This window comes from Olsenella uli, assembly GCF_016899935.1.
Classification (GTDB): Bacteria; Actinomycetota; Coriobacteriia; order Coriobacteriales; family Atopobiaceae; genus Thermophilibacter; species Thermophilibacter uli_B.
Genome location: NZ_JACJJK010000009.1, coordinates 64,133 through 76,183, shown reverse-complemented (window position 1 = coordinate 76,183; position 12,051 = coordinate 64,133). Strand labels below are relative to the sequence as shown.

The 12,051-nt window shown below is 69.3% G+C and carries 16 protein-coding genes and 1 tRNA gene; 15 read left to right on the top strand and 2 right to left on the bottom strand.

Annotation, left to right across the window (positions count from 1 at the left end; genetic code table 11):
• Positions 1-66: 66 nt before the first annotated feature.
• The gene (locus H6A07_RS08605; protein WP_204814511.1) at positions 67-381 is read right to left on the bottom strand and encodes an MGMT family protein; all 315 of its coding nucleotides are present in this window, start codon (positions 379-381) and stop codon (positions 67-69) included.
• A gap of 52 nt (positions 382-433) precedes the next feature.
• Here H6A07_RS08605 and H6A07_RS08600 point away from each other — a divergent pair, with 52 nt between their 5' ends.
• The gene (locus H6A07_RS08600; RefSeq protein WP_204814510.1) at positions 434-991 is read left to right on the top strand and encodes a cysteine hydrolase family protein; all 558 of its coding nucleotides are present in this window, start codon (positions 434-436) and stop codon (positions 989-991) included.
• 139 nt (positions 992-1,130) lie between these two features.
• Here H6A07_RS08600 and H6A07_RS08595 read toward each other — a convergent pair whose 3' ends face one another.
• Entirely contained in the window at positions 1,131-2,027 is an 897-nt protein-coding gene (locus H6A07_RS08595) for a LysR family transcriptional regulator (protein ID WP_239471177.1), read from the bottom strand.
• An 88-nt stretch (positions 2,028-2,115) separates the two neighbouring features.
• Between H6A07_RS08595 and H6A07_RS08590 the strand changes: the two genes are divergently transcribed.
• The 14 genes from H6A07_RS08590 to H6A07_RS08530 all read left to right on the top strand — a co-directional run bounded on the left by H6A07_RS08590 (position 2,116) and on the right by H6A07_RS08530 (position 12,047).
• Entirely contained in the window at positions 2,116-2,337 is a 222-nt protein-coding gene (locus tag H6A07_RS08590; RefSeq protein ID WP_204814509.1) for a hypothetical protein, read from the top strand.
• Between the two features lie 20 nt (positions 2,338-2,357).
• A complete protein-coding gene (locus H6A07_RS08585) occupies positions 2,358-3,035 on the top strand; it encodes an alpha/beta hydrolase (protein WP_239471176.1) in 678 nt (225 codons plus the stop codon).
• Between the two features lie 123 nt (positions 3,036-3,158).
• On the top strand, positions 3,159-3,347 hold the full coding sequence (locus H6A07_RS10270; protein ID WP_239471175.1) for an alpha/beta hydrolase: 189 nt from the start codon (positions 3,159-3,161) through the stop codon (positions 3,345-3,347).
• 12 nt (positions 3,348-3,359) lie between these two features.
• Positions 3,360-4,202 carry a DUF3737 family protein gene (locus H6A07_RS08580; RefSeq protein ID WP_204814508.1) on the top strand — a complete coding sequence of 281 codons (843 nt, stop codon included), beginning with the start codon at positions 3,360-3,362 and terminating at the stop codon, positions 4,200-4,202.
• 76 nt (positions 4,203-4,278) lie between these two features.
• Positions 4,279-4,355, top strand: a tRNA-Pro gene (locus H6A07_RS08575).
• A gap of 160 nt (positions 4,356-4,515) precedes the next feature.
• Positions 4,516-5,598, top strand: a complete 1,083-nt coding sequence (gene serC, locus H6A07_RS08570) for a 3-phosphoserine/phosphohydroxythreonine transaminase (RefSeq protein WP_204814507.1) — start codon at positions 4,516-4,518, stop codon at positions 5,596-5,598.
• A 9-nt stretch (positions 5,599-5,607) separates the two neighbouring features.
• Positions 5,608-6,783, top strand: a complete 1,176-nt coding sequence (locus tag H6A07_RS08565; protein WP_204814506.1) for a 3-phosphoglycerate dehydrogenase family protein — start codon at positions 5,608-5,610, stop codon at positions 6,781-6,783.
• Between the two features lie 18 nt (positions 6,784-6,801).
• Entirely contained in the window at positions 6,802-8,232 is a 1,431-nt protein-coding gene (locus tag H6A07_RS08560) for a M20/M25/M40 family metallo-hydrolase (protein ID WP_342636582.1), read from the top strand.
• Positions 8,233-8,277: 45 nt separating this feature from the next.
• Positions 8,278-9,021 (top strand): CDP-alcohol phosphatidyltransferase family protein, encoded by a 744-nt coding sequence (locus tag H6A07_RS08555; protein WP_342636581.1) that lies wholly within the window; start codon positions 8,278-8,280, stop codon positions 9,019-9,021.
• Positions 9,018-9,860, top strand: a complete 843-nt coding sequence (locus tag H6A07_RS08550) for a hypothetical protein (RefSeq protein WP_204814504.1) — start codon at positions 9,018-9,020, stop codon at positions 9,858-9,860. The genes H6A07_RS08555 and H6A07_RS08550 overlap by 4 nt, the downstream gene beginning before the upstream one ends.
• A 34-nt stretch (positions 9,861-9,894) precedes the next feature.
• Positions 9,895-10,275, top strand: coding sequence for a Rid family detoxifying hydrolase (locus H6A07_RS08545; RefSeq protein ID WP_204814503.1), 381 nt, complete (start codon positions 9,895-9,897; stop codon positions 10,273-10,275).
• A 40-nt stretch (positions 10,276-10,315) separates the two neighbouring features.
• Complete coding sequence (locus H6A07_RS08540; protein WP_204814502.1) at positions 10,316-10,735, top strand: FHA domain-containing protein; 420 nt, start codon at positions 10,316-10,318, stop codon at positions 10,733-10,735.
• Between the two features lie 5 nt (positions 10,736-10,740).
• Entirely contained in the window at positions 10,741-11,499 is a 759-nt protein-coding gene (gene ftsR / locus H6A07_RS08535; RefSeq protein ID WP_204814501.1) for a transcriptional regulator FtsR, read from the top strand.
• A gap of 14 nt (positions 11,500-11,513) precedes the next feature.
• Positions 11,514-12,047 (top strand): adenine phosphoribosyltransferase, encoded by a 534-nt coding sequence (locus tag H6A07_RS08530; protein ID WP_204814500.1) that lies wholly within the window; start codon positions 11,514-11,516, stop codon positions 12,045-12,047.
• Positions 12,048-12,051: the final 4 nt, after the last annotated feature.

Sequence of the window (12,051 nt, the reverse complement as noted above, 5' to 3'; positions counted from 1 at the left end):
GCCGCACTTGTGGTACGTACCAGTACCTGTGAGGTTTGGGGCGAGTAGGACCTGCCGCAGCGACCCTCACGCCTCCCAGGCGCACGCGCCCATGTCCACGCGCCCGTCCGCCAGGAAGCGCACGCCCTCGGCCTCGAGCAGGCGGCGCTGCTCGCCGGGGCCCCCAAAGGCGAACCCCGGCGCGGGCGAGCCGTCCGCGAAGACCACGCGGTGGCAGGGCACCCCACCCGCGACGCCGGGGCTCCCGTGCATGGCGTACCCCACCTGCCGGGCGCAGCGCGGCGCGCCCATGAGGCGGGCCACCTGCCCGTAGCTGGCCACGCGCCCCTCCGGGATCTGGCGCACCACGTCCCAGGCGCGCTCGAAGAACGACTGCTCCATGCGACCTCCAATCCGCTATCCTCAGGCTACCACCGCGCGGAGAGGGGAGCCCATGAACATCGACAAGAACGCCACTGCCCTGCTCGTCATCGACGCCATCGAGGCCGTGGGCGACGACGCGCTCTACGACCCCGACGCCGCGACCGCCGCCTACCGCAGCGCCGTCGCGCGCTCCGTTGCCGCCTGCCACGCCGCCGGCATCCCGGTCATCTACTGCAACGACGCCCACGTCCGCGGCCTGGACCGCGAGCTCGACCTCTGGGGCGAGCACGGCATCGCCGGCGAGGTGCGCGTCTTCCCGGAGATCGAGCAGGCTCCCGGCGACATCACGATCCCCAAGCGCCGCTACTCCGGCTTCTTCCAGACCGACCTCGACCTCACGCTGCGCGAGCTGGGCGTCAGAACCGTCATCGCCGTGGGCGCGGACACCAACATCTGCGTGCTCCACACCCTGGCCGACGCCTACTTCCTGGGCTACGCCTCCGTCGTGGTGACCGACGCCACAATGACATTCCTCTGCGGCACACAGGAGGGCGCGCTCGAGCACTGCGAGAAGTGCTACGGCTCCGAGCTCACGACCGTCGCCGAGCTGGTGGCCGCGCTGGCGTAGGCCGCGCACGGCTCACGACAGTAAGGTGGTCGACATGGCCAAATAGCATACACTGGGGCGGCAAGCCGCCAATATTTCCCCAGTTGACGGTTTGCCGAATTGCGCCCAGTGTATGCTATCGCCGTGGAACCAGCTCGGCTCAGACGGCCCAACGGGATCGAATCTCACCGAGAAACGCCTCTGCGGCGGGGGAGAAGGCCTGATAGCGCTTCCAGGCAATGAACACGTCCGCCGAGATCGCGGGCTCGAGGGGCCTGAACGCCAGCCCCGACCCCGCGCTCGTGTCGACGATGCCCTCGAGGCTCACCACCACGCCGATGTCACGCCGCGCGAGCAGCGCCGCGTTGTAGAGTAGGTTGTAGGTGGCCACGACGTCGAGGTCCTCGAGGTCGCGGTGGAACCACGCGCCCATCTCGCGGCTTGCCTGCTCGGAGAGGATGAGCGAGCGCCGCGCGAGGTCGACGGGCGTCACGGCGTCGAGCGCGGCGAGCGGGTCGTCCTCGCGCATGAAAGCGCCCCAGCGGTCGCGCGCGGGGAGCTGCAGAAACTCGTAGCGCGAGAGGTCGGCGTGCCCGATGAACACGCCGAAGTCGAGCCGCCCCGTGTCCAGCCGCTCGCTCACGTTCTCCGAGTTGCCGCTGAAGAGCGAGAAGCGCACGAGCGGGTAGGCGTCCACGAACTCGGCCATGACGTCGGCGACGAGCCCCATGGCCGGCGTCTCGCCGCCGCCAACGCGCACCTCCCCGGCGAGCGTATCCGTCGAGAGGCGGAGCTCGTCCTCCGTGCGCCCGACGAGGTCGACGATCTCCTCGGCGCGGCGGCGCAGCCGCATACCCGTCTCCGTGAGCATGATGCGCCGGCTGCCGCGATCGAAGAGTCGGCATCCCAGCTCGCGCTCGAGCTCCTGCATCTGACGGGAGAGCGAGGGCTGGGAGACGTGCAGCGCCGCGGCCGCCCCCGAGATGGTGCCCTCCCGTGCGACCATCAGGAAGTACCGAAGGTGTCGCAGCTCCACGTTCTTCTCGCCCTCCCTCATGCGTAATTAGCATACCTGAGTATTCGATATTGGAATTATACATGGTGACGCAGCGTCGCTAAACTAGAGGCCGACGAGAGGGGAGACCGTGGGCGACCTGACGGATGACATCGAGCGCTGCCTCGCCAGCTGCTCATGCGACGGCGAGACCGCCGAGCGCGCCCGGTGCTGCTGCGAGGAGGGTCGCGTGCGGGAGACCAAGCGCGTCCTGCTTGACGAGCGGGCCCGCCTCGTCGACGAGATGCGTGCGAGCCAGCGCGGCATCGACGCCATCGATCACCTGCTCAGCCGCGTCTCCACCGAGCTGTGAGCACCACGAAGGGAGCAAGCATGGACGGGAAGAACCTCAGCCTGACCACCGCCTGGGACAAGACGTTCCCCAAGTCCGACACCGTCCGCCACGAGAAGGTGACGTTCCACAACCGCTACGGCATCACGCTGGCGGCCGACCTCTACCGGCCGCGCGCCGCGGCGGCGGACGCTCGACTTGCCGCAATCGCCGTGTGCGGGCCCTTCGGTGCCGTCAAGGAGCAGTGCGCGGGGCTCTACGCCCAGACGCTCGCCGAGCGCGGCTTCCTCGCGATCGCCTTCGACCCGTCCTACACCGGCGAGTCCGGCGGCGAGCCGCGCTACATGGCCAGCCCGGACATCAACACCGAGGACTTCCTCGCCGCCGTCGACTACTTGAGCTGCCGCGCGAACGTCGATGCCGGACGCGTGGGCATCGTCGGCATCTGCGGCTGGGGCGGCCTCGCGCTCAACGCCGCCGCGCTCGACCCGCGCATCAAGGCGACCGTGGCCTCCACGATGTACGACATGAGCCGCATCGCCGCCAAGGGATACTTCGACGCCGACGACAGCGCCGAGGCGCGCCAGGCCCAGCGCCGCGCCCTCGCCGACCAGCGCACGCGCGACTACGCGGCCGGAGCCTACGAGCGGGCCGGCGGCGTCGTTGACCCGCTGCCCGATGACGCCCCGCAGTTCGTGCGCGACTACCACGACTACTAAAAGACGCCGCGCGGCTATCACCCGCGCTCGCTGAACTCCAACGAGGGCTGGAACGTCATCGGCACCCAGAGCTTCCTCAACCAGCCGATCCTGGCCTACGCGGACGAGATAGAGACCGCCGTCATGGTGCTCCACGGCGACGCCGCCCACTCCTGCTACATGGGCCGGGACGCCTTCGCGCGCCTCACCGGGGACAACAAGGAGCTCGTGCTCGTGCCGAGCGCCACGCACACCGACCTCTACGACGGCGGCGGCAAGGATGCCATCCCCTGGGACCGGATCCAGGGGTTCTTCGAGAGGTACCTGCAGTAGAAGAAGGGATTCATGGGCGAGAAGATCATCGAGAACCGGACCTTTGACGAGGAGCGCGCCCTCTACGACGAGAAGAACCTCGTCGTGCGCAACTGCCGCTTCGACGGGCCTGCCGATGGCGAGAGCGCCTTCAAGGAGTGCGAAAACGTCACCGTGGAGAGCGCGTTCATGAACCTGCGCTACCCGTTCTGGCACGACCGAGGACTCGTGATCCGCAACACCGAGATGACCGAGCTCTGCCGTGCGGCGCTCTGGTACAGCCGTGACGTCACGATCGAGGACAGCCGCCTTCACGGCATCAAGGCCCTGCGCGAGTGCGCCGACGTGCGGATGTGCGGCTGCGACATCGTCTCGCCGGAGTTCGGCTGGTCCACGCGCGGCATCGAGATGGAGGGCTGCTCGGCGCAGAGCGAGTACTTCATGATGCGCTCGACCGGCCTGCGCTTCCGGAACGTCCGCTTTGTGGGCAAGTACTCGTTCCAGTACGTCGAGGACGCCGTCTTCGAGGACTGCGACTTCGACACCAAGGACGCCTTCTGGCACGCGCGTCACGTCGTCGTGCGCGACTCGCGGGTGAAGGGCGAGTATCTCGGGTGGTACAGCGAGGACGTGACCTTTGAGAACTGCACGATCGAGGGCACGCAGCCGCTCTGCTACTGCGAGGGCCTGTGCCTCGTGAACTGCCGCATGGAGGGCTGCGACCTCGCCTTCGAGCGGTCGAGCGTGCAGGCCGAGCTCACCACCCCCGTGAACAGCGTCAAGAACCCGCTCGCCGGCAGCCGGATCACGCTGCCGGCCGTGGGCGAGGTCATCCGCGACATCGAGGGCGCCACGGGTGAGGTCAAGATCGCCTAAAAGGGGTCAGACCCCTTTTAGGCAAGTTCGACACTTGCACGGCGCGGGACGGGATGCTATAGTACTTCCTCGCAAACGGGTGGTGGCGCAGTTTGGTAGCGCACTTGACTGGGGGTCAAGGGGTCGCTGGTTCGAATCCAGTCCACCCGACCAGAGAGCACGAGGCCACGGGCTTAAAGGTCCGTGGCCTCTTTTCGTGTTCGCGTGTGTCGTGCGCGTTTCAGGCAGGCAAACGCCGCGCGTCCGTTGCGGCCGGCCCCGCCGTGCGCGCCTATGATGGTCCCCACGGCAAGGCCAACCATTGGAGGATCACATGGCACGCGTCTACAACTTCTCCGCCGGTCCCGCCGTGCTGCCCGAGGACGTCCTCACGCAGTGCGCGGACGAGATGCTCGACTACGCCGGCTGCGGCATGAGCGTCATGGAGATGAGCCACCGATCTTCCGTCTTCAAGGGCATCATCGAGGGCGCGGAGGCCCGTCTGCGCTCCCTCATGAACATCCCCGACAACTACAAGGTCATCTTCACCCAGGGCGGCGACTCGCTGCTCTTCTCCACGGTCTTCATGAACCTCGCCACCAACGGCAAGGCAGACTACGTGATTACCGGCAACTGGGCCAAGAAGGCCTTCCAGGAGGCGCAGATCCTCGGTGACGCTGTGGCCGTTGCCTCCTCGGCGGACAAGAACTTCTCCTACATCCCCGACTGCTCCGACCTGCCCATCCGCGAGGACGCGAGCTACCTCTACATCTGCGAGAACAACACGATCTACGGCACCAAGTTCCCTGAGCTCCCCAACACAAAGGGTCACGTGCTCGTTGCCGACCAGAGCTCGATGTTCCTCTCCGAACCCGTTGACGTCTCCCGCTACGGGCTCATCCACGCCGGCGTGCAGAAGAACGTGGGCCCCGCAGGCGTGCAAATCGTGATCGTGCGCGAGGACCTCATCCCGGAGGACCTGCCCGGCGTGCCCACGATGCTGCGCCTCAAGACCCAGGCGGACGCCGGCTCGCTCTACAACACGCCCAACTGCTGGGGCATCTACGTCTGCGGCCTCGTCTTCGAGTGGATCGAGAAGAACGGCGGGCTCGCGGCGATGGGGGAGCGCAACGCCGAGAAGGCCAAGCTCCTCTACGACTACCTCGACGAGTCGACGCTCTTCTCATCCACCGTGGAGCCCGGCTCCCGCTCGCTCATGAACGTCCCGTTCGTCACGGGCGACAAGGACCTCGACGCCGAGTTCGTCGCCGAGGCGGCCAAGGCGGGCCTCGTCAACCTCAAGGGCCACCGCACCGTGGGCGGCATGCGCGCCTCCATCTACAACGCCATGCCGCGCGCGGGCGTGGAGGCGCTCGTCAGCTTCATGAAAGACTTCGAGCTCGCGCACCGCGCGTAAGGAGCAGCCATGTACGCCATCCACTGCATGAACAACATCTCCACCGTGGGCACCGACGCGCTCGCGCGCGCGGGCTACGCCTTCGTGGACGACCCCCAGCAGGCCGACGCCTGGCTCGTGCGCAGCGCCAACCTGCACGAGATCGAGCCCCCGGCGACGCTGCTCGCCATCGCCCGCGCCGGCGCGGGCGTGAACAACATCCCCGTCGAGCGCTGCGCCGAGCGCGGCATCGTGGTCTTCAACACGCCGGGCGCCAACGCCAACGCGGTCAAGGAGCTCGTCATCTGCGGCATGCTGCTCGCCTGCCGCGACGTCATCGGCGGCATCGAGTGGGTGCGCGACGCCGTGGACGACCCGCAGATCGCCAAGCGCGCCGAGAAGGCCAAGAAGCGCTTCGCGGGCTGCGAGCTCGCCGGCAAGCGCGTGGGCGTGATCGGCCTCGGCGCGATTGGCGCGCAGGTCGCCGACGTCCTCATCGCCCTCGGTGCCGAGGTCATGGGCTACGACCCGTACCTCTCGATCAACGCCGCCTGGGGCCTCGACCGCCGCATCGAGCACGCGACGGACCTCGACCAGCTGCTCGCCGCCTGCGACTTCGTCACGCTGCACGTGCCCGCCACGGAGGAGACGAGGGGCATGATCTCCGCCGAGGCCATCGCCAAGATGAAGCACGGCGCCGTGCTGCTCAACTTCGCCCGCGACTCGCTGGTGGACGAGCAGGCGCTCGCCGAGGCGCTCGACGACGGCAAGATCGCGCGCTACGTCACGGACTTCGCGAACCCCGCCTCCGCGAACATGAAGAACGCGATCGTCCTGCCGCACCTGGGCGCCTCCACGGGCGAGGCCGAGGACAACTGCGCCGTCATGGCCGCCCGCGAGCTGCGTGACTACCTCGAGAACGGCAACATCACCAACTCCGTCAACTACGGGCGCGTCGACCTCGGGCCGCTCACGGGCGATCCCCGCATCGCGCTCTTCCACCAGAACGCCCAGGGCGTCATCGGCCAGCTCTCGCAGGCCGTGGCGGACGCCGGCCTCAACATCGAGAACATGAGCAACGTGAGCCGCGGCGCGGCCGCCTACACGCTCGTCGAGGTCAGCGGCCCGGTGCCCGACGAGGTGCTCGCGCGCCTGGCCGCGCTCGAGCACGTGCGGCGGGTGCGCGCCATCGTCCCGCGCGGCTGAGCGCCCGGAGGGCCTGACGTGACGCGCGCCATCGACCCGTACGAGCACTTCGCCCACGAGGGCGACTATCCCGAGCTGGACTACGACGCCGCCGCGCGGCGCCTCTCGGCCGCCCTCGCGCTGCGGACGGTCTACACGACCCCTGAGCGGACGGACTTCTCGCCCTTCGACGAGCTCTACGAGCTGATCTGCGGCTCCTACCCAGAGATCACCCGCCACGGAACCTTCGAGCGGGTCGGGCACTCCGTCCTCGTGACCGTGCCCGGGACCGAGCCGGCCCTCCCGGCCGCGCTGCTCCTCGCGCACCAGGACGTCGTGGACGTGGTCCCCGGGACCGAGGGTCAGTGGGAGCACGACCCCTTCGGCGGGCACCTCGACGACGAGTGGATCTGGGGGCGCGGCGCGCTCGACATCAAGGAGATGCTCATGGGGGAGCTCGAGGCCGTCGAGCACCTGCTCTCCCAACACGGCCGGCCGAGAAGGACGATCGTGCTCGCGTTCGGCGAGGATGAGGAGGTCGACAGCCGGGGCGCCACCGCGCTGGCCGCCGAGCTCGCACGCCGGGGCGTGCGCGCCGCGTTCTCGCTCGACGAGGGCGTGACGACCTTCGCCGACGCCGCGGCCTACGGCGCCCCCGGCCTCGTCATGACCGACGTCTGCCTCTCCCAGAAGGGCTATCTCAACGTGCGGCTCGTCGCGCGCGGCGCCGGCGGCCACTCGTCCAACCCGTTCGGGGGCACCTCCCTCGAGCGGGTCTGCGTCGCGGTGGCGCGCCTCGTGCAAGACGCCCCAGCGCCGCGCCTCACGTCCGTCGTCGCCGAGACCTTCCGGCGGCTCGCGCCCCACGTCACCGAGGAACCGCTCCGCACCCTGGTGGCCGACGTCGACGCCAACGCCGAGAAGATCGCGCGGGTCGCGGCGGGGACGCGCGAGCTCTTCCCCCTCGTGTGCACCACGATGGCGGTCGATCAGATCGAGGGGAGCGCCGCCTCCGCCAACGTCATGCCCGCGGATGCCTCCGCGACCATCAACTTCCGGCTGCTCCCCGGCGCGGGCGCGGACGACGTCGTCTCCTGGGTCCGCGCGACGGTCGAGGACTTGGTCGAGGTCGAGCCCCTGCACGGGACCCCCGCCGGCCGGGTGGACGAGGCGGTGGGGCTCGGCTACGACGAGCTGGTCGACGTCCTGGAGCGCTATCACCCGGGCACCGTCGTCGTGCCCTCGATCGTCTGCGGCGGGACGGACTCGGTGCGCTACGAGGGGGTCTGCGACAAGTTGCTCCGCGTAACCCCGTTCAGGCCCGCCCCGGACGAGCTCGCGCGGGGCCTCCACGGCGTGAACGAGCGCATCTCACGGCGGGCGTACGCCCAGGGCATCCGCGTCATGGTCGCCCTTCTCGAGCGCACCGTGCTCTCGGGAGCTTACGAGGAGCGTATCAAGTTGCGCTAGGATGGGTACCTTGTGAGAGGTAACCGTCAGATGAGAGGCAGTCTCGTGTCCGAGAGAACTGAGAGAGCCAAGGAGCGGGCGAAGGAGCGCGTCAAGACCCTCGCCGACACCGACGCCGCCGTCGCGCAGGCGCAAGGCACGACCGAGGCCCCGGTGGGGACCTCCGACAACCCCTCGACCCAGGTGCTCACCGTCGCCAACCTCATCACGTTCTGCCGCCTGGGGCTCACCGTCGCGTTTCTCGTCCTGTACGCCGGCAACGTCCACCGGACCGCCTCGCTCGTGTGCTACGTCGTGGCGGCCGTGACCGACTTCCTCGACGGGCAGGTCGCCCGCCGCACCCAGACCGTCAGCTGGCTCGGCAAGGTCATGGACCCCATCATGGACCGGATCCTGCTGTTCACCGGCGTCCTGGGGCTGCTCATCGTCGGCGACCTGCCGCTGTGGGTCCCCATCTTCGTCATCGGCCGCGACGTCTACCTCGCGCTCGGCGGCCTCATCCTCCAGCACTTCCGCCGTCGCCCGATCGACGTCGTCTACGTCGGCAAGGCGGCGACGGCGCTGCTCATGTTCGGCTTCTGCGACCTCCTGCTCGGCCTGCCCGTGATCGACGGGCTCGGCCTCGTCGACGTCGCGTGGCTGCCCGGTCTGAACGGCCAGGCCGCCGCCGTGGGCATCCTGTTCATCTACGCCGGCGTCGTCTGCTCGCTCATCACTGCGGTGGTCTACACCGGGAAGGGCGTCCAGGTCATCCGCCAGAGCCGGGCGGGCGAGGGCGCGGCCCGATGAGCGTCGCGCGCGCAGGGGTCCTGCACGAGGAGCACGTCCTTCTCGGCGCCGAGCTCGCTGCCTCGGGGCACGCGGGTGTCCTGTGCGTCCGGTCGTACGCCCGCGAGTCGGCGGGGGAGGGGGCCACGGTGCTCGCCGACCTCACCGGTGCCGTCTACCTGCTCGTGAGCGGCGCGGACGCCCCCGCGTTCTGCTCCGCGACGTTCGCGGGCGCCCGGCTCGGGGTCGGGGAGACGGCGGTCGAGGCCGCCCTCAGCGGCACCGGAGAGCTGATATCGGCCCCGCTTCTGGTCCGCACCGGAGACCTCGAGTACGTCGTGGTCGACCTCGGGCCCCGTCAGGAGGCGCTCGCCGCGTGGGTCGATCTGCTCGCCGGCGCCGGGCGGGACGGACGCCGTGCCTTCCCGGAACTCGACGTCGCGGACGCGAGCGGCATGCTCGTCCCGCTCCTGCTCAGCGGCCCGGCGGCGGAGCACGTCCTCGGCGACTACCTTCACGACGGCGAGGCCCTGCCTGCGGCGGGGACCGTCTCTCAGCTCCGCCTCGACGCGATCTCGACCGTCGTCGCGCACGTCGCCGTCCCGTTTGCGCCTCCCACCTATCTCGTGCTCGTGCCGGTGAGCGCCGCCCGCATACTGTGGAGGAGCCTGCTCTCCTTCACCGAGGTCACACCCGTCGGCCATGACCGCCTCCGCGCCGCGGTCGCGCGCATCTGTCCGTGGTTTGCCGGGGCGTCGGAGGACGGGCCGGTGCGCGCGTCCCGCGCAGAGCTGGAGGCGTGGGGCCTCGTGCGCGGCGGGGCCGACCCCGACTTCGTCGGCGGGCGCTCCCTCCGCTGAGCCGCGCGGGGTCGCCCGAGGAAGGAGCATCCAGATGAAGTACTCGATAAACGCCGAGCGCGCGCCCGAGGCCATCGGGCCCTACTCGCAGGGGACGACCGCGGGCCGGCTCGTCTTTGCCTCCGGGCAGCTCCCCATCTCCAACGAGGACAAGCGCTCCCTGGTCGAGGGGGGCATACGCGAGCAGACCGAGCGCGTGATCGACATCATCGAGGCCATTCTCGCCGAGGTTGACTGCACCCTGGCGGACGTCGCGCAGACGACGGTCTACCTCGCCTCGCTCGACGACATGGACGCGATGAACGAGGTCTACGCGCGCCGCTTCACCACCCCGGCGCCCGCCCGCGCCGTCGTGGGGGTGAGCGAGCTGCCGCTGGGCGCGCTCGTCGAGATGGACTGTGTCGCCTGCCGCTGATGCGCGCTATGATAGAGGCATAGACGACGAGGGGAGAGACATGCCCACCAACAACGCCGACGCGACCGAGATCTTCCGGATGCCGGCCGCCGACTCCACGGTTCCCGACCTCATGGGCGCGCACCGCCCCGTGCACCCGACCCTGACCATCGTGAAGGGCCCGCAGATCGGCGAGGTCTTCGAGCTCGACGCCCCGCAGATCACGCTCGGACGCGACCCGCGCAACAGCGTCTTCCTGAACGACATGACCGTCTCGCGGCACCATGCGCGGATGGACCTCGGCAACATCGCGTCCGGCTACGCCACGATCGAGGACCTCGGCTCGCTCAACGGCACCTGGGTCGACGGCGCCATCGCGAACCGCGCCTCCCTCAAGGACGGCTCGACGATCCAGATCGGCACCTTCCGCATGGTCTTCCACACCAACGCGCGGCCGCGCCGGATCGACACCGAGGCGTAGGCCCCATGACCGATGCCGGCTACCTGACCATCGGCAAGGTCGTAAAGAAGCTGCAGCAGCAGTACCCCGACCTCTCGATCTCCAAGGTCCGCTACCTCCAGGACGAGGGGCTGCTCAACCCGTCGCGCACGCCGAGCGGGTACCGCCTCTACTCGCAGCGCGACGTGCGGCGGCTCGAGACGATCCTCTACCTGCAGAAGAACCGCTTCCTGCCCCTCTCCGTCATCAAGGAGGAGCTCGAGCGGGCGGACGCGGGCAAGGCGCCGTCGGGGGAGGCGGCCGCCTCGGGCACGCTCGCCGACGCCATCTCGCTGCCCCCCGAGGACGAGGAGAACCTCTCCAAGCTCCACCCGATCGACCGCATCCCCGAGCTCGTCGGGGTCACCGTGAGCTTCGTCCGCCAGCTCTCCGACGCGGGCGTGATCACGCTCACGCGCTCGCCGCACGGCCGCGACCTCGTGGACGGGCGCGACTTCCCGCTGATCCGCGTCTGTGACGAGCTGCGTCACTTCGGCATCGGCCCCAAGAACCTGCGCCAGTACGTCATCGCCGCCAACCGGGAGTCCTCTATGTTCGAGCAGGCCCTCGTCGTCTTCGCCGCCAAGGCGGGCGGCGTGGAGATCGAGGACACGGAGGCGGCCCGCGCGCGCTACGAGCAGGCGTTCTCGCGCATGCTCGGCCTCACCAACACCGTGCGCGACGAGCTCATCGCCCGCCGCGTCGCCAAGCCGTTCAAGGGCGGGGACCCCAAGGCCTCCGCATAGCACCAGGGAGCATCATGGCTGACTACGACTTCGAGAGCAAGATCATCGACATCCCGGACTACCCCGAGCCCGGCGTTGTCTTCAAGGACATCACGCCGCTCTTCGACGACGCGGAGGCGCTGCGCGCCGTGGTCGACGCGATCTGCGACCACTTTGCCGACACGGGCGTCACCAAGGTCGTGGGCGCCGAGGCGCGCGGGTTTCTCGTCGGCGCGCCGGTCGCCTACCGGCTCGGCTGCGGATTCGTGCCCGCCCGCAAGCCCGGCAAGCTCCCGCGCGAGGTCTACTCCCAGTCCTACTCGCTCGAGTACGGGACCGACGAGCTCCAGATCCACCGCGACGCGCTCACGAGCGACGACCGCGTGCTCATCGTCGACGACCTCGTGGCCACGGGTGGCACCGCCGTGGCGACCGCCCAGCTCGTCGAGCAGTCGGGGGCTTCCGTCGCCGGCTTCTCCTTCATCCTCGAGCTCTGCTTCCTGAACCCCCGCGACGTGATTGCCGAGGAGTACCCGCAGGAGGTCTTCACGCTCGTCAAGGTCAGGTAGGCGA